Annotated in this window: 15 protein-coding genes; 8 read left to right on the forward strand and 7 right to left on the reverse strand. The window is 53.2% G+C overall.

Going from position 1 to position 16509, the window contains the following annotated elements; all coding sequences use genetic code 11:
* Positions 1-133 precede the first annotated feature (133 nt).
* Positions 134-2782 (reverse strand): TonB-dependent receptor plug domain-containing protein, encoded by a 2649-nt coding sequence (locus KJY73_RS12565; protein WP_214344075.1) that lies wholly within the window; start codon positions 2780-2782, stop codon positions 134-136.
* Between the two features lie 320 nt (positions 2783-3102).
* Here KJY73_RS12565 and KJY73_RS12570 point away from each other — a divergent pair, with 320 nt between their 5' ends.
* From KJY73_RS12570 to KJY73_RS12585, 4 genes are all read left to right on the forward strand, one after another.
* Positions 3103-3663: a BON domain-containing protein gene (locus KJY73_RS12570; protein WP_214344076.1), complete on the forward strand. Its 561-nt coding sequence runs from the start codon at positions 3103-3105 to the stop codon at positions 3661-3663.
* A 435-nt stretch (positions 3664-4098) separates the two neighbouring features.
* On the forward strand, positions 4099-4425 hold the full coding sequence (locus KJY73_RS12575; protein WP_214344077.1) for a DUF883 domain-containing protein: 327 nt from the start codon (positions 4099-4101) through the stop codon (positions 4423-4425).
* Between the two features lie 9 nt (positions 4426-4434).
* Positions 4435-4884: a hypothetical protein gene (locus KJY73_RS12580; protein ID WP_214344078.1), complete on the forward strand. Its 450-nt coding sequence runs from the start codon at positions 4435-4437 to the stop codon at positions 4882-4884.
* Positions 4853-5128, forward strand: a complete 276-nt coding sequence (locus KJY73_RS12585) for a hypothetical protein (RefSeq protein WP_214344079.1) — start codon at positions 4853-4855, stop codon at positions 5126-5128. Before KJY73_RS12580 ends, KJY73_RS12585 begins: the two co-directional genes overlap by 32 nt.
* Positions 5129-5153: 25 nt before the next feature.
* On the opposite strand, the gene KJY73_RS12590 is transcribed toward KJY73_RS12585, so the two are convergent.
* From KJY73_RS12590 to KJY73_RS12610, 5 genes are all read right to left on the reverse strand, one after another.
* A complete protein-coding gene (locus KJY73_RS12590) occupies positions 5154-7100 on the reverse strand; it encodes a response regulator (protein WP_332874198.1) in 1947 nt (648 codons plus the stop codon).
* Entirely contained in the window at positions 7087-7545 is a 459-nt protein-coding gene (locus tag KJY73_RS12595; protein WP_214344080.1) for a response regulator, read from the reverse strand. Before KJY73_RS12595 ends, KJY73_RS12590 begins: the two co-directional genes overlap by 14 nt.
* A gap of 2 nt (positions 7546-7547) precedes the next feature.
* Positions 7548-9011, reverse strand: a complete 1464-nt coding sequence (locus KJY73_RS12600; RefSeq protein WP_214344081.1) for a sensor histidine kinase — start codon at positions 9009-9011, stop codon at positions 7548-7550.
* A gap of 8 nt (positions 9012-9019) precedes the next feature.
* Positions 9020-9265, reverse strand: a complete 246-nt coding sequence (locus KJY73_RS12605) for a histidine kinase (RefSeq protein ID WP_214344082.1) — start codon at positions 9263-9265, stop codon at positions 9020-9022.
* Between the two features lie 79 nt (positions 9266-9344).
* Positions 9345-10682: a sigma-54-dependent transcriptional regulator gene (locus tag KJY73_RS12610; protein WP_214344083.1), complete on the reverse strand. Its 1338-nt coding sequence runs from the start codon at positions 10680-10682 to the stop codon at positions 9345-9347.
* Between the two features lie 377 nt (positions 10683-11059).
* On the opposite strand from KJY73_RS12610, the gene KJY73_RS12615 reads away from it, so the two are divergent.
* From KJY73_RS12615 to cueR, 3 genes are all read left to right on the forward strand, one after another.
* Positions 11060-11494, forward strand: a complete 435-nt coding sequence (locus KJY73_RS12615) for a ferritin-like domain-containing protein (protein WP_232848590.1) — start codon at positions 11060-11062, stop codon at positions 11492-11494.
* Between the two features lie 217 nt (positions 11495-11711).
* Complete coding sequence (locus KJY73_RS12620; RefSeq protein ID WP_214344085.1) at positions 11712-14084, forward strand: heavy metal translocating P-type ATPase; 2373 nt, start codon at positions 11712-11714, stop codon at positions 14082-14084.
* Entirely contained in the window at positions 14077-14490 is a 414-nt protein-coding gene (cueR, locus tag KJY73_RS12625; protein WP_214344086.1) for a Cu(I)-responsive transcriptional regulator, read from the forward strand. The genes KJY73_RS12620 and cueR overlap by 8 nt, the downstream gene beginning before the upstream one ends.
* A gap of 88 nt (positions 14491-14578) precedes the next feature.
* On the opposite strand, the gene KJY73_RS12630 is transcribed toward cueR, so the two are convergent.
* Positions 14579-15511: a peptidyl-alpha-hydroxyglycine alpha-amidating lyase family protein gene (locus tag KJY73_RS12630; RefSeq protein ID WP_214344087.1), complete on the reverse strand. Its 933-nt coding sequence runs from the start codon at positions 15509-15511 to the stop codon at positions 14579-14581.
* Positions 15512-15606: 95 nt separating this feature from the next.
* Between KJY73_RS12630 and KJY73_RS12635 the strand changes: the two genes are divergently transcribed.
* Positions 15607-16500, forward strand: a complete 894-nt coding sequence (locus KJY73_RS12635; RefSeq protein ID WP_214344088.1) for a LysR family transcriptional regulator — start codon at positions 15607-15609, stop codon at positions 16498-16500.
* Positions 16501-16509 lie beyond the last annotated feature (9 nt).

Here is a 16509-nt window from a genome sequence, read left to right on the forward strand (position 1 = left end):
GCGTTGCCGCCCATTGCCTTGTGCAAGGGCTTCCTGGGTAAAGACGCAGCGGTGTCTGGCATCTGTTGGCGGATAAGCAATGTTCATAAAAGTTTCATATAAAAATCGCCTTCGTATTTCGCTAACGTATTGATTAAAAAGCAAAGTTGGTACGCAGATACCACTGGCCCCCATCGGTGTCGTAGGGGGAATTACGTGAATAACGCAGCCCGCGGTTGGATTGCAGGCTGGCTTCATCGGGGTAAGCGTCAAACAGGTTTTCAATGCCGAATTTCACGCTAAGTGCTGCGTCGACTAAATAGGTCAGTGACAGGTCAAACAGCTGCAAGGGCGAAAACTGCTGGAACTGCTCAGAATCGCTGATGGCCTGGTCTTGCCAACTGCCAATATAGCGCCAGCCCGCCCGCCACTCCCAGGGGCCGCTCAGATAGCTGGCCGACAAGCTGGCCCGGTGCTGGGGTACGCCTTGTTCCTGCTGGGTACGGCGAATCTGGTTATCCATCAACTCACCGCCTGTCACTTGTGTGCGGTTGTAGTTATAGGCCGCCGAAACCAGCAACTGGCCGCTGCCAAGCAGGCTGCTGCGGGTTAGCACCAGATCCAGGCCGCTGGTACGGGTATCAAAGATGTTTTGAAAGAAGCGTACATTGGCCACCTGATAGTTGTGATGGGGGCTTAGCGCTGCCAGGCGCTGTTGCTCGTTGCGGGTCAGACTGTAAGTGGGAGACAGGCCAAATCTGTTGCTCAGGTCAATGCGGTACAAATCCAGGGTCAGATCAAACTGGCCGGGTAAACTGAAGCCCATACCGGCACTGATATTGACCGACTTCTCGGCCTGCAAGGGGCGAATATTCACCTCGGGGCGCTCGGACAACACCTCGGCCACCGCACCATTTGGCGAAAAGCGGCCACTGGTGGTGATGGCATCAAAGCTGCTGTTTAAGGATTGCGAGGTACGTTCACTAAAAACCTGCCCGGCGGTGGGGGCGCGAAAGCCGTTAGACAAGGTGGTGCGCAGCATGATGCCAGGAGCAAGTTCGTACCACAGGGCCAGTTTGCCGCGCAGCATGGACGAAAACAGCGAATAGCTTTCATAGCGGGCGGCAAGGTTAAGGCGCAGCGACTCGCTTAAGGTGATATCCATATCGGCATAGGCCGACAACCCTTGCTGGGTGAAACTACCGGCCTGTAGCGGTGAATAACCGGGAAAGCCATTGGCACCCGAGGGCAGACCTTCAATAGCCGCAGGGCCCACCGCAAAAGAGGCTGGATCGCCGGCCTGTACCCGATAACGCTCGCTGCGAAATTGCAGGCCAGTGGCCAGGTTGATGGGTAGCTGCTTTGCCGACCAGCGGGTTTGCTGGTTCAGACTGGCGTCCAGAGTCACTTCCTGCTGGGTTAACTCGCCGGGGTGAAAAGCCGTGGGGCTGTGTGGGCCTAACGAGGCATTGATGCTGTTATTTAAAAAGTAGCGGATGCGGTTTTGGCCAAAACCCAGGCTTAGCTCTGCCTGTGGGGTCGCGCCGGATAAAGAATTGATACCGGCATGCAAGGCAATATCCGACTCACGCTGGCCAAATCTGGGGGTAAAGCCCACAGGGTAGATATCCAGCAGGCTGAAGTCCGGATACAGGCTGCTGGGCTGATACACCAGGTTGGTATCCGGGTTACGCCAGTTAAAATCCGACACACCATAAGTTTGCGCCAGGGTGCCAAAGGCAAAGGCACTGAACTGTTCGCTGATCTGCTGCTGGGTATTGAACGCCAGTTGCAGCCCCTCTTGCTCAGGCAGCCCCCAGCGCTGTACCGGGTTGGGTACCTGCAGTTCAGGGTGCTGCTGGGCAAATAGCACGGCATCCTGCGGCTGCGTGCCTCTGGAGGTGGGCGTATTGCGATAGCCAGACAGACTCAGCATGGAAAAATCCTCGTCGTCCTGCCAGCCTAAACGCATACCACCACGCCAGGTGACGCCGTCGCCCTGAAAATACTGGCCGTATTGCATAAAGCCGGCGCTTTGCTCGCCGTCTTCCAGGATCACATTGATTACCCCGGCCAGGGCGTCAGAGCCATACTGGGCCGAGGCGCCGTCACGCATCACTTCGATACGTTTTATTGCATGGCTGGGGATCTTCGAAAGATCAATAGGATGGCCGTCTTCGGTTTCCACAAAGGCCGAGCGGTGACGGCGTTTGCCGTTGACCAGGATCAGGGTGTGGTCTGAATTGAGGCCACGTAAGCCAAAAGAGCGGTTAAAGATCCGGCCGTCATTGAGTGGCAGACGAAAGGCGGTAAAGCTGGGCAGATAGAATGCCAAGGTATTGAGCAAGTCTTCGGCGCCGGTGCCATCCGGGGTGGTTAGAATATCGATAGCCGACATGGAGTCGTAACGGGTACGGGCGGCCACCCGGGTGCCGGTGACTATCACTTCATCCATGGCCTGACTACTTTGCTCCGGGCTGATATCAGTTTGGGGTTGATTGCCAGGCTTTGCGGCGCTAATGATCAGGCTCTGTGCATTTAGCCATGCTACCTGCACCGGCTGTTCGGCCAGCAGCAGCGTCAGTATCTGTTGGAAGTTGTATTGCCCGCTAATTGCGGGGCTTTGCAGCTGTGAAAGCAGCCCGGCCGGGTAGAGGATATTGGCATGGAAGAGTTCGGATATTTGCGTGAGAGCTTGCTCAAGAGAACCGGCGGCGATATCTAACTTTATGGCTGAGGACTCGGCCGCATCAGCCGGGGCCGCAAACAGGCTTCGGGTAACCAAACACAGTATGCACAGCATAAGCTGCCATCGCCGACTCAACACAATAATCAAAGGCCCAGCGGTTGCGGCCAGTCAGCACTGACCTTAAAAAGGCAAGGCGCTATGGTGCGACAACAGCATGACAGATTGTTTACAGCGCCATAGAAGGTATGGGTTGTAGTAGGGGAATATTTGACTGGGCGAAGATCGCCTTACTCGGAAGAAACGACACAGTAGTTTGTAAAAAATTCATCACCTAAAAATTCGAAATATAGATATTGCAATAAAATCAATTGGTTACGTTTGGCACGGGATTGGCATTAGTGATATCGAGGTTAATTAGGAAAAGGAAACCCAAAATGAAACGTAATATTTTATCTTTAGTAGTTGGTTCTGCCCTGGTGATGAGTACTGGTGCGTATGCTGCAGACAATAGCTGGGAGCGTGAATCTCATGATGCCTGGATTGATGGTAAAGCCGAAGCGACTTTGCTGTTCAACGGCAACCTGAACTCTTTCGACATCAATACCGATGTTGAAAACGGCAAGGTTACCCTGACCGGTAAAGTAGAAAGCGATGTCGACAAGAAGTTGGCGGAAGAGCTGGTGCGCGGCATTGATGGTGTGAAGGACGTAAGCAATAAGCTGACGGTGCACAAAGAGGCTGGTGCTAAAGAGCACAGCGATGCCGAAACCTCTGGCTTTGTCGATGCTAAGATCGCCACGGTAGTAAAGTCACGCTTCCTGTTCGATACCGACATTTCTGGCACCAGTATCGATGTAGATGTGGAGAATGGTGTGGTCACACTTACAGGAGATGTGGAAACTGACGCTGAAAAGCAATTGGCTGTCAGCATCGCCAAAAACACCGATGATGTGCGTGAAGTGAATGACCAACTGATTGTGACAGGCCAATCTTAAGCCTCAGATCTTTTGTTCTCGCTGCCGGCCCCGGTCAACCCGTTTGACCGGGGCTGCCTTATTTACCCATTGCTTTGACATGCCCGACGGCAAGGACCGTAAGTGGCGATCTTCAATTCTTTTTTACTCCCCTGTTTTTTTTCTCTGCATAGGGTGTTTTTCACTCAAAACCCAGATTCGCCTCGCGCCTGACCTCCAAGCCTGTCTATGTTTGACGACAGTCTGTAGCTTTTTCAATGTGGCCTGCAAATATCTCATGGTGGACAGCGGTAAAGGCCCCGGAATGTCATGCGGAATTTTTATAACCTTATGAAAAATATATAAAAAATATATTCATGGGAAGTGGTGTGCGATTTGCAACAGCAACTATGACAGCCGCACAAGGAATGGTCCTTGGCTGTGAAGGAAATTCTGACTTAGATCTTTGGAGGAGCTATGAAAGCACAAAACCAAAATATCGACCCTAAAAGTAAGGCGGCAAAAGGTAACGGCCAAGCCGAGCCGCTGCTCAGTGAGCAGCTGGCAGACAGTCTGCATCATTCTATTGATGCTATGTCGCAAAAAGCCTCGGCTACCGAGCAGGGCCTGCGCAACAGCATGGCGGCCTCGTCCCGCTATCTGAAAACTAACAAGCAGAAGCTGGAGAGAAACTGGGCGAAATCCGGGGCCAGAAAATATGCCTCTGAGCACCCAGTGATGACTGCTGGTGTCGCCTTCGGTCTGGGCGTAGTGATTACTGCGCTGTTGCGTAAAGGTCGTTAAGGAGCGCTTATGTCAAGGGTAAAAGCGTTAGCTGACAAAACTCATGGGCATAGCGACGAGGCCGCAGCATTTGCGGCCTTGTTTAGCAGCTTTCTGGCGTTAATGACGTTGCTTATGCGCCAGTGGCTGGCGGCTGTGCAACTGTTCAAGGTCAGAGTGGAAGTGGCAACCCGCAGTCTTTTTTATGCGGCGGTGCTGTATATGCTGTTTTGCAGCTTGTTGGTGGCGATGTGGATAACTTCCTGTGGCATGCTGGCGACCTGGGCCATTAGCCAGGGCGTGCATTGGGCGTTGGCGATGTCCACTGTGCTGATCATCAATGCCGGGGTGGCCTGGTATCTGCTGAGATCGGCCAGAAGTTTGCTCAAAACGGCTTTGGATCCGCACGCTATATCCGAACCTTCCACTCATCTGAAGGAGCATGCTAATGACCCTGTTGGCCGAATGGTTGGTCGCTAAGTCTACACGCCGCTATCAAATAGCTAGCAGGCGCTACCAGCGTTTGTCGGGGCGACGCCAGCAGCAAACCACAATGTGCCGCTGGCAACTTCGTTGTGTAAGTCGCCATCCACTTGGGTTAATGCTTGGCGCTGGTTGTACGGTATTGGCCTGGCGCAACCGCAGAGTTAGGGCCCTGATGAAGTTGTATATCAACCGCAAGCTCTTGTCCTGGCTTGGTGGTGCGGGTACAGAAAGTACATAAGCTTGCTGTGCCCGCTGAAATGGTATCAGAATTTGTTCAGTAAGCTGGCCAGATCGTCGCGGCTAACAGGTTTAAGCAAATACGCCTGGGCGCCATATTCAGTCAGCTGCTCGGTGGTCAGTTCACTGCCACTGACGATGCAGATGGGCAGGGCGGGGCAGACCGAATGTACCAGCTTGATTAACTTCGCCCCCGGCATATCTGGCAAACCCATGTCCATTAACAAGCCGTCGTATTCTGAATCAGCCTCAAGCTTTTGCAGACAGTCCAGGGCGCTGCCCACACAATCCACACTTAAACCTAAGTCGGTCAGGAGCATGTCCATTAACAGGCGGGTGTCCGGGTCGTCTTCTACCAACAAGACCTTTTTCTGTACCGGCGCAAAGGCCTCGGCGGGCCTTAGATATTGGGCCAAGGCTCGGTAAAGGCTTGGCTTATTAATAGGTTTGGGCAAAATATCATTAAAGCCAAGCTCGGTTAGCTGACGATGCAGGCCTTTTTGCGTGGCGGCGGTAACGGCCACCACTGGTACGGCCCAACCTTGACGGCGCAGTTGTTTGAGAGCGCTGCGGCCATCCAGCACTGGCATATGTAAATCCATTAATACCAGATCGATATCCTGCGGGTTTTGCTCGAACAGGGTTACAACCTCCTGACCGTTACTCGCATAGGCCACTTCGGCACCAGTAGATTGGATCAGATGACCGGTCAGGCGCCGGATTTCATCAATGTCGTCAACTACTAGTACCTTGCCATGTAAGCACGGCTTGAGGGTTTGCCGGTTGCGCAGTGGCGAGCGTTCAAAGCGCAGCTCGGCTCGTTCGCTGTCTTTGATATCGCCGGGGTTGATCGACAAGGTAAATTTACTGCCGACATTCAGCTCAGACGCAACCTGGATCTCCCCGCCCATATGCGCCACCAGTTCGGCGCTGATTGCCAGCCCCAGCCCGGCGCCACCTTCGGTACGGGTAACTACATCCTGAAGCTGCTCAAAGGGCTGAAAGATCCGCTCAATTTGATCATCGGCGATACCTACGCCGGTGTCGGTGACACTGAAATGCAGCAGTTCCTGATGGTTGTTTTGTTCGGTCCATACCTCAACCTGCACGCTGCCTTGCTCGGTGAACTTGATGGCATTGTAAGTGATATTGATCAGCACCTGACGCAGCCGGGTGGCATCGGTATGAATAATCAGGGGTAAGGCCTGCAGGCCAACCACACTGAAAGATAAGCCTTTGTCCAGCGCCATGATTTTGAGCAGGCTGAAGACGTCGGCGATAAAGCTGTCCAGATGCACGGGGGCAATTTTCAGCTCCAGGCGGTTGGCGCTGAGTTTGGACAAATCCAGTACGTCATTGAGCAGGCTAAGTAAGTGCTTACCGTTACTCAGAATAATACCAAGTTCGGTCTCAGCCTGTTCGGCATAGTCGCTTTCCAGCAACAGCTCGGTGTAACCCAGAATGGAGGTCAGGGGCGTCCGGATTTCATGGCTGAGATGCGCCAAAAAACGGTCCTTGGCGCGGCTGCCGTCCTCGGCCTTAAGCCTCTCCACCCGCTCCTGTTCAATTTCCTTACGGGCCAGGGCATAACGTATGGCCCGCTGAAAGCGCGGCGATCCCAGCTCATGCTTGACCAGAAAATCCGTGGCACCGGCCTGCAAGGCGGCCAGATCCAAGGCGTCGTCGGCCTGGCCGGTAAGCATGATGATGGGCGTGGACAGCCCTTGTTGCTGAGCCTGTGTTAATACGCTCAGGCCGTTTTCTGCGCCAAGCTGAAAATCCAGCAGGCAAATATCAAAGGACTCCTCGCTCAAGCGAGTTAGCGCCTGCTGCGGCGAGTCGGCCCAGACGATCTCAAAACAGTAGCTGGGCAGTTCCTGCAGATAGCCGCTGGTGAGGATGTAATCGTCCTCGTCATCTTCGACCAACAGCAGCCGTGCGGCCTTAGGCAAAGCCTGTTCAGGTGCGGTCACGGGAAGGTAACTCGACGAATTCCACCCAATACCTGCCCAGGGCTTTCATCAGCTCTACCAAACCTTCGAAATTGACCGGTTTGGTGATATAAGACGCGGCACCCAAATCATAGCCGCGTAACATGTCTTCTTCTTCTTTGGAGGTGGTCAGAATTACCACCGGAATACTGCGTAAGCTGGGGTCTGCCTTGATTTCCCTTAATGCCTCGCGGCCATCCATAATCGGCATATTTAAGTCCAGCAGGATCAGGCTTGGGGTGGGGTAAGCGCTTTTGTCGCTGTATTTACCCTGACCACGCAGGTACTGGAGTAAGGCCTGGCCGTCCTCAACACAATGCAGGGTATTGAGTACCCGGCTTTCCAACAAGGCGTCGCGGGCGAGCAAACGATCATCTTCGTCATCGTCTGCCATCAGAATAGTAATAGGTCTGGATACTTTGTTCATAGCTACTTCTGTCCTTCTATGGTGACCATTGAGCTGTCCTGAGGCAGCAAAATGGTGAATGTACTTCCCTTACCGGGTTGGCTGGTGGCGCTGATTTTGCCGCCGTGCCGTTCTACAATGCGACGGCATACGGCCAGTCCGATACCTGTTCCTTCGTAGCTGTTGCGGCCATGCAAACGTTGGAAGGGCATAAAAATCTTGTCGGCATACTGCTGCTCAAAACCAATGCCGGTGTCGCGAATGTCAATGCGGTACCAGGCCAGGCTCGATTCATCCCCAGGCAGGGCGGGGCCGCTGGTTTGCTGGCAGCGTACTTCTACTTTTAGAGGCTGGTCAGCGGCTTTAAATTTAAGGGCGTTGGACAGCAGGTTCTGCAACAGCTGATGCATCTGGGTGGTGTCGGCCTTGATCATGGGCAGGCTATCCTGTTCAACCTCGGCCTGGCTTTCTTCAATGCTGATTTCCAGGTCGTCCAGTACCAGCGCGAGAGTTTTATTCAAATCACAGCTTGAGAATTCCTTGCCCCGCGTTGTAACCCGGGAAAACGCAAGCAAGTCACTGATCAGGTTAGACATACGCTGTGCGGCCTTATTTATTCTGGCCAGGTAGTCGAGGCTGGTTTCATCCAGCTGTTGCTGCTGTGCATTAAGCAGCCTGTCGCCAAAGGCCTGGATTTTTCTCAGCGGCTCCTGCAAGTCGTGGGACGCCACAAAGGCAAACTCTTCCAGTTCGCGGTTGCTGCGGCTGAGTTCATCGGCATAAATCTTCAGGGCAAAGGTGCGCTCTTCAACTTTTTGCGCCAAGGTATCGTTTTGCGCTTCCAATTCAGTTCTGTGACGCAGCTCATTCTTCAAGTTCATGCGGGTCAGATAAAAAACCGCAATCAACAGCGCAAAGGTCAGGGCTGACGACAGGTAGAAGGTGTTGTCTGCCCGGTGCTGAGCGATAGAAAAATCCAGGTAGAGGGATTCTCTGAACTCACTTTCCGCCTGCATGGCTTGCCGGTATGCCTCAGCGATTCGGGTCGATAACACGTCGTTACCCACTTTGACTTCGTGCACCGCCAACAAGTCTTTTTCGCCTTTGGCCATCTCCACGGTTCGGCTCAGCTCAGCAAATTGCTGATGGACTAAATCAATCAGGGCCTCGATGCGATATTGTTGGCCTTTGATTTCAGAGCTGATGGCACGTGCATTGTTAATGCTGGTGTGGACCTTTTGCAGTTGTTCCTGATAGGGGGCCAAGAAGCGTTCATTGTCAGTCAGCAAATAGCCGCGCTGCCCGGACTCGGCCAAGGTGACACTGATGTAGAGTTCATCCAGCAGCATCATTACCTCACCGGTATTGGTCAGGCTTTTTTGAATACCTGCTATTTCATTGCTGCTGCGCAGGGCCAGCAAGGTGTTTACTGAGGTGATCGCCAGTATCAGGCCACCAATCAGCCACCAGATGGTTTTGTTTTGCATATCCTCGTTCAACTCTGTTGCGGGCGGCGCCCGGCGCTGGCAGCATCGGCTTCGGCCTGTTCTGATACGGCCTCCAGTATCTGGCTGCATTCTTTACAGTAGCGAACTATTTTATCTGCTGCATCAATAAGTTGGCTTTCGTCGGCGCCTTTGTTGGCGAGCAACTTCAGCAGCTCGGCCTGCATAGAAATGTTGTTGAGGGGCCGTCTGGCGTCGTGAACCAGCTGGTGGATAGGACCTTGATGAGAATGCACCTGCTTACTCCTTTTGGCAGACAATGCCCGGACTTATATGTAGCGCCGGGCAAATGGATCAACTGTTGATGTAAAAAAGTTACTGGCTAAAATCCCCGTAGGCATGCAAACGGTTGTACAAGGTTTTGGTACTGATACCCAGCATCTTGGCGGCATGGGTTTTGTTGTCGTTGACTTTTTCCAGCGTCGCGTAAATCAGTTCTTTTTCAACTTCTTCAATGGTGCGGCCCGGCATCAGGGTCTGGGCCTTGGATTGCTTGGCCGAGAAAGGTGAGGCAAAAGAGTCTGGTAGTTGTATTTCCCCACTGTCCCTGTCGGCCATAATATAGGCGCGGTGAATACTGTGACGTAATTCCCTGACATTACCCGGCCATTCGTATTGCATCAGACGGCGCAGGTGTTCGTCGGTTAATAGATAGTCGGTTTGATGTTCGTTATTTAACTGCTGCAGAAAACTGCGCGCCAGCAATGGCAGATCATCCATTCTCTCGCGCAAAGGGGGGATTTGAATGGGGAACACGGCCAGACGGAAATAGATGTCTTCTCGGATAACCCCTTGCTGACCAATTTCTTGCATAGGCCGGTTAGTGGCAGAAATGACCCGGCAATTTACCGGAATTTCCTTGTTGCCACCGACGCGCACGACATTGCGCATTTCCAGCACCCGGAGCAGGGTGGGCTGCATATCCATAGGCATTTCGGTGACTTCATCCAAAAACAGCGTGCCATCCTGTGCTTGCTCAAATACTCCGGTTCTTTGCCCGGTTGCGCCAGTAAAGGCGCCTTTTTCGTGGCCGAACAGTTCGCTGCCAATCAAATCTTTGGGCAGTGCGCCACAGTTAGTGCATACCAGCGGCCCATTCAGGCCCGACGCATGGTGAATAGCCTTGGCAACCATTTCTTTACCCACGCCACTTTCACCAAACAGCATAACGTTGGCAGTGGTGTGCGCGACCCGCTCGATCATTTCATACAGCTTTTGCATGGCCACTGATTCACCGATCAGGTGATTAAAATGCATGGCCTGGTCATTTCGGCGTGCTTGGCTATTGCGATTCGACGACGCTTTGGTCGGATTCAGGATGCGGTTGAGATCATCGCCATCAATGGGCTTGGTCAGGTGGGCAATGTGTTCGTCGCACAATTCTGTGAGCGCTCCCCGTACTGCCGGGTGACCTGAAATCATGGTGATTTTGACGGGAATATCATGGCTGCGAATATAATCAACCAGATGTAGGCCGCTGCCGTCGGGCAGCATAAAATCCAGCAGCAGATGGTCAAAACGCATGTCGCCAAGCGCCAATCTGGCGTCCTCTAGCGTGGATGCGGTGTAGACCTCATGGCCGAGCATTTCAATTAAGTGGCAGGCAATGCTGCAAAAGTCCGAATCGTCATCGACGAGTAATATAGTTGCCAAGATACATCCTTATTATGCCGGTCTGAATCCAGCGGAATTCTACCGCGTCAGTGTTCCATACCCTGAAACACTGCAAACATCATACCTATCTTGCCATGGCAGCGAAAGGCGGATTGCTGTTTCCGTTTTGTTGCATTGGCTTATTGTTGAGGGACAGCAAGCCTGAAAGATTTTCAGCCGACATGGAAAATCTTTCATAGAGGGCGGTCGTTTCAGGGGCAGGGGCATTTACATGAATTTGTTTTTTGTTATTGATTTATATGGATTTTTCTCTTTGTTTTGGTGGTTGGTCCGGGTTCTGCATCAGTCAGCCTGACAGGGTCGACAAGCGGCCTTCTGATTTAGCAACAATGGAGAAACATGTGATGAGACAGACTATGTCGAAAGTAAGTAAGGTATCAGACGTCATTAAAGTACTTAACGGCGGCATTGAATTTTACGAAGAAGCCAGGGAGAAGGTATCCAGTGTACATATCAAGCATATGTTCAACCGGATGATCACTGCTAAACAGAACGCAGTATCAGCGCTGCAGCCCTTTGCCGTAGCAGAAAACGGCGAGATCGAAGACGATACCTCGTTGGCCGTGGACCTGCGCAGTTTTTACACTAAGTTGCTGGGCAGCATCAGCACCGACAAAGAGCACACTTATGTGGACCAGCTTGAGGAAGTGGAAGACAAACTACTGGATGCCTTGGATGATGCCTTGAAATGTGAGCAGCCACCTCAGTGCGCCATTGTGCTGAGAAAGGTGAAAGCTGATATGCAGGTGTGCCACGATGAAATGAAGGCATTGCAACGCGCCACCGCTTAATGCCGCTGGCTAATGCCGTCCAAGGGGCGGCATTTTTTTTCAAACAACGAGTTGGCCTTCCGATATTGTCTTATTGCTTCAATTAATACCCTCCCCTGCAGGAATTAGCCTTAATGCGCTTGCCTAGGTTGCTGCCAATTTCTCAAAATACAACCTTGACCTTCCCATAAGGTTAAACTTTAGCCTTAAGCTATCTAAGCTGATGTTGGAGATAAACATGGCAAATAGCGTGCAGTTACCTATTAGCGGCATGGGCTGTGCGTCCTGTGTGGGACGTATTGAAAAAGCCTTGCTGCAAGTGCAGGGCGTAACCACAGCTCAGGTTAACCTGGCTGCCGAAACCGCCACAGTGCAAGGCGATGTTGATGCGGCTACCTTGATCGCGGCCATAGGTGCGGCCGGATACAAAGTGCCTACCCAAACAAGCCAGTTTGGGGTGGGGGGCATGAGCTGCGCGTCCTGTGCAGGTACGGTGGAAAAGGCGTTAAAAGCGGTATCCGGCGTAGTCGATGCCAGGGTCAACCTGGCCAGTGAACAGGTCAGCATTGAATACCTGGTAGGCTTGGATGTCTCGCTATTGTTTGCGGCGGTTGAGCAGACGGGCTATCAGTTGCTGGATACCGATAGCGCAGACAAGGCCAAAGCACCCAGCGAACCGGGTTTTTTCCAGCGCGATAGTTGGCCGGTAATAGGCGCAAGCTTGTTAACTCTGCCGCTGGTGCTGCCCATGGTCGGCATGCTGTTTGGCAGCGATTGGATGCTGCCGCCCTTGTGGCAATGGCTGCTAGCCACGCCAGTACAGTTTTACTTTGGGGCGCGTTTTTATTCTGCGGGCTGGCGGGCCATAAAAGCCGGCAGCGGCAATATGGACCTGCTGGTGGCCATTGGTACCTCGGCGGCCTATGGCTTGTCGTTGTATTTGTGGACGGTGTTTGATGGGCAGGGCATGCCGCATCTGTATTTTGAAAGCAGCGCCGCGGTATTAACCTTGGTACTGCTGGGTAAATATCTGGAACGCCGAGCCAAAAGACGCACCACAGATGCGCTAAAAGCTTTGGAAAATCTGCAACCCATCGAGGCGCGTTTATGGCGCGATGGTAGTTGGCAGCAGGTGGCGGCCGCCAGTTTAAAAAGCGGTGACAAGGTCAAGGTGCTGCCCGGTGAGCGTATTCCGGTGGATGGTGAGATTCAATCCGGCGACAGCCAGGTGGATGAGTCCATGATCAGTGGTGAGAGCGTGCCGCTGCATAAAAAGGTGGGCGATAACGCCATTGGCGGTTCGGTGAATCTGGATGGGGTGCTGGAGCTGGTGGCCACCAAAGTCGGCGCTGAGTCCACCCTGGCCAAAATTATCCGTCTGGTCGAACAGGCTCAGGGTGCCAAGGCGCCGGTACAAGCCCTGGTGGATCGCATCAGTGCGGTGTTTGTGCCCGTGGTGCTGTTGATTGCGCTGTTGGCCTTGTTAGGCTGGGGTCTGGGCGCTGGCGACTGGACGACTGGCATCTTAAACGCGGTGGCAGTGTTGGTGATTGCCTGCCCTTGTGCCCTGGGTTTAGCGACTCCAGCAGCCATTATGGCTGGCACTGGCACGGCGGCCAAACAGGGGATTCTGGTTAAGGATGCACGGGCCTTGGAACAGGCCCAGCGCATAGACTTAGTGGTGTTTGATAAAACCGGCACCTTAACTGAAGGCAAGCCGCAACTCAGTCAGTTAACGGCGTTAACCGATAGTCAGCAGGATTTATTGCAACTGGCGTATTCGCTGCAACAAAACAGTGAGCATCCACTGGCCAAAGCCGTGGTGCAAAAAGCCCAGCAACAGGATGTCAGCACCCTGGCGGTAGACAACTTTAAAGTGGTGGCAGGTAAAGGCGTGACCGGCGATATGCAGGGGCAGACCTGGCTGCTGGGTAGTAGCCACTGGATGCGTGAGCACAAACTGGAGCTGCCTATGGACAAGGTCATGGTGGCCGGGGCGTCTATTTCCTGGCTGGCGGTACTTAACGATGGCGGCGCTGAGCTCGTGGGGCTGCTGTGTTTTTCTGACACAATCAAAGCCAGCAGCAAAAGTGCGGTGCAGCGTTTGCAGCGTCAGGGTATGAAAGTGGCGATGCTGACCGGCGACAGTAAAGCCAGCGCGCAGCAGGTTGCCACTGAATTAGGGCTGGATAATGTTGAAGCGGAAGTGCTGCCGGCGGACAAAGCGGCCTGGGTAAAACGTTATCAACAGCAGGGTTTTAAAGTGGCCATGGTGGGGGATGGTATCAACGATGCACCGGCTCTGGCTCAGGCCGATCTGGGCATGGCCATGGCGACCGGCACCGAGGTGGCAGTGAGTGCCTCGGCCATGACCTTAATGCGCGGTGAGCCGAACCTGGTGGCGACCGCCCTGGTTCTGGCGCGTAAGACCTATCAAAAAATTCGTCAGAACCTGTTTTGGGCCTTTATTTTCAATGTGATTGGCATTCCGGCGGCGGCACTAGGGTACCTTAACCCTATTATTGCCGGTGCCGCGATGGCCAGCAGTAGTTTGTTGGTGGTCAGCAACGCCTTGTTGTTGCAGCGTTGGAGGGAAAACAAACATGACTAAGTTACTGACCATAGGTGAAGCGGCAAAGGCCAGTGGCCTGTCGGCTAAAATGATCCGCCATTATGAGCAGTCCGGCCTGCTGGACAAAACCCCTCGTACCGAGGCGGGGTACCGATTGTACAATACACAGCAACTGCGTCAGTTAAACTTTATCCGCCGTGGTCGGCAGTTGGGGTTCTCGCTCGAAGAAATCCACTCCCTGCTGAATTTATGGCGCGACCCAGGCAGGGAAAGCCGGGAAGTGAAGCACATTGCTGAAAAGCACCTGCAGGATGTGGCGCAGAAGATTGCCGAATTACAGCAGATCCATGGGGTGCTGGAAAAGCTGGCTAATCAGTGCTGCGGTAACAGTAACCCGGACTGCGCCATTCTGGACTCCCTGGCCGGGCCAGAATCCATGGTTTGAGCATTTGCTTAGGATTCTGGTCGGGTAGCAGAGGCTTTAGGAATCGAGTGTCTGCTACCCATTTGACTTGTGTAACATCGATGGCCGGTTACTTAAAAGTTTGGATTCGCCAGTTAAGTAACTCACCCACATACACCACACCCTGTTTATCCACCGCCAGACCGTGGGGAAAACCAAACTCCGATGTCCCCTTGCCCCAACGGCCAAAGCGCTCCAAGACCTGACCGTTCGGCCCAATTTTATTGATCTCGCCGCTTCTGGCGTCGGTTAAAATTAGGGTGTTGGCATCAAAACGTTCAAGTTCGTAGGGGTAGCCAATATCCTGCCACTGTTTAATAAACTGACCGTCGGTGGTGAAAATCTGGATGCGGCCATTCTGCCTGTCGGTGACATACAGTTGATCTTGTTCATCAAACAGCAGCGAATGCGGGAAGTTAAACTGCCCCGTAGCCTCACCTTTGCTGCCCCAACTGGAAAGCAGATTACCCTCTGGGGAGAACTTGACGATACGAAAGTTACCGCCGTCGGCTACATAGATATTGCCCTGGCTGTCCAGTGCCACATCACTTGGCGCATTGAGCAGATTCAATTGGTAACCGTTATCAAACCAGCCGCTGCCGGGGCTGTCCCTGCGGCCCAGGATCAGCAGGATCTGGCCTTGCTGATCCATCTTTAGTACCTGATGGGTTTCCTGATCTGTGGTCCAGATGGCCCCCTGAGAGTCGACAAACAGACCATGGGGAACACGAAACAGCCCCTGGCCGATTTCACGCTTGAACTGGCCTTGTTTGCTGAAAATCAGCAAAGGATGCAGGCCGCGATTAAACACCACCAAATCACCGGATGGCAGGAATTCCAGGCCGGCCACCTCGCCCATATACCAGTTATCCGGTAGTTGTAATGACACAAAGCCGGTACGACTGGCATCCACTATGCCAGCGTGCAGCGGTGTGGCTATTAACGCCATTAATATGATCAGCAATGCCGCCAGGGTTTGCATATTTGTCTTGGTAAAACACATCTTAGGATCTCCGGTTAGTGAAACTTCATTGTGCTGTGGTTTGAGTTTCCGTTTAAGATGCCAATCGGAAAGTGAATGTTTCCTGGTGGGAATGAATGGATAAAGATATTACCTATTTACTTAAGGTGTTCTGCACTGTGGTGGAAGCCGGTAGCCTGGCATCGGCGGCCGAGCGTTTGGATGTACAAGCGCCAGCCATCAGCAAGGCGCTGGCGCGTTTGGAAAGCCTGTTGGGTAACCGTCTGCTGCATCGCTCTACCCGGGCGTTACAGCTGACCGACGCCGGTACGCTGCTGTACCAGGAAGGCATGACGCATTTGCTGTCACTGGGAGAATTACTGGACAGAGTGCGCGGTCAGAATCAGCAACTTAGTGGCGCATTGAATATCACCGCTACGCCGGCAGTGGGGGAGCAACTGATTACGCCATTGCTGGTGGACTTTTCCATCCGGTATCCGCAGTTACAGATAAACCTGCTCTGCACTAACGAGCTGGTCAGGCTGCCTTCCCAGAGTGTGGATATGGCTATTCGCAGTAGCCGGCAACTGGAAGACTCCAGCCTGACCAGTCAGCCGTTGCTGAATGTCAGGCGCCTGGTGGTGGCATCCCCGGTTTATCTGCAGCAGGCTGGAATGCCCAACACCCCAGCGCAGCTGGCCGAGCATGCCTGTCTGCATTTTTACCATCAAGGCATTTTAGATGCCTGGGACTATGAGAATGGTGATGAGGCTGGCACGGTGACAACCCAAAGCCGTATCAGAGTGAACAGCTATGCCAGCCTGAAAACCTTGTGTTTGGCTGGTAGAGGGGTGGCGCGCTTGTTTGAATATCAAGTGGCGGATGAGCTGGCGAATGGCAAGTTGGTTAAGGTGGCGGCGCAGACAAATTGGGGGCATCAGAGCCTGCATGCGGTGTATCACGGTAAATTGGCGCAATCTGTTAAGTTGCAGGCCTTTGTGACAGCATTTCGGCAGCGCTATGGTGAATAGGGAATAAAC

Origin of the sequence: Bowmanella yangjiangensis, from assembly GCF_018531185.1 — a bacterium.
Taxonomy (GTDB): domain Bacteria; phylum Pseudomonadota; class Gammaproteobacteria; order Enterobacterales; family Alteromonadaceae; genus Bowmanella; species Bowmanella yangjiangensis.

What these genes read in the sequence shown, in the direction of transcription:
- KJY73_RS12565 (WP_214344075.1), bottom strand. Translation starts at nt 2,782, where the DNA reads ATGCTGTGCATACTGTGTTTGGTTACCCGAAGCCTGTTTGCGGCCCCG.
- KJY73_RS12570 (WP_214344076.1), top strand. Translation starts at nt 3,103, where the DNA reads ATGAAACGTAATATTTTATCTTTAGTAGTTGGTTCTGCCCTGGTGATG.
- KJY73_RS12575 (WP_214344077.1), top strand. Translation starts at nt 4,099, where the DNA reads ATGAAAGCACAAAACCAAAATATCGACCCTAAAAGTAAGGCGGCAAAA.
- KJY73_RS12580 (WP_214344078.1), top strand. Translation starts at nt 4,435, where the DNA reads ATGTCAAGGGTAAAAGCGTTAGCTGACAAAACTCATGGGCATAGCGAC.
- KJY73_RS12585 (WP_214344079.1), top strand. Translation starts at nt 4,853, where the DNA reads ATGACCCTGTTGGCCGAATGGTTGGTCGCTAAGTCTACACGCCGCTAT.
- KJY73_RS12595 (WP_214344080.1), bottom strand. Translation starts at nt 7,545, where the DNA reads ATGAACAAAGTATCCAGACCTATTACTATTCTGATGGCAGACGATGAC.
- KJY73_RS12600 (WP_214344081.1), bottom strand. Translation starts at nt 9,011, where the DNA reads ATGCAAAACAAAACCATCTGGTGGCTGATTGGTGGCCTGATACTGGCG.
- KJY73_RS12615 (WP_232848590.1), top strand. Translation starts at nt 11,060, where the DNA reads ATGTCGAAAGTAAGTAAGGTATCAGACGTCATTAAAGTACTTAACGGC.
- KJY73_RS12620 (WP_214344085.1), top strand. Translation starts at nt 11,712, where the DNA reads ATGGCAAATAGCGTGCAGTTACCTATTAGCGGCATGGGCTGTGCGTCC.
- cueR (WP_214344086.1), top strand. Translation starts at nt 14,077, where the DNA reads ATGACTAAGTTACTGACCATAGGTGAAGCGGCAAAGGCCAGTGGCCTG.
- KJY73_RS12630 (WP_214344087.1), bottom strand. Translation starts at nt 15,511, where the DNA reads ATGTGTTTTACCAAGACAAATATGCAAACCCTGGCGGCATTGCTGATC.
- KJY73_RS12635 (WP_214344088.1), top strand. Translation starts at nt 15,607, where the DNA reads ATGGATAAAGATATTACCTATTTACTTAAGGTGTTCTGCACTGTGGTG.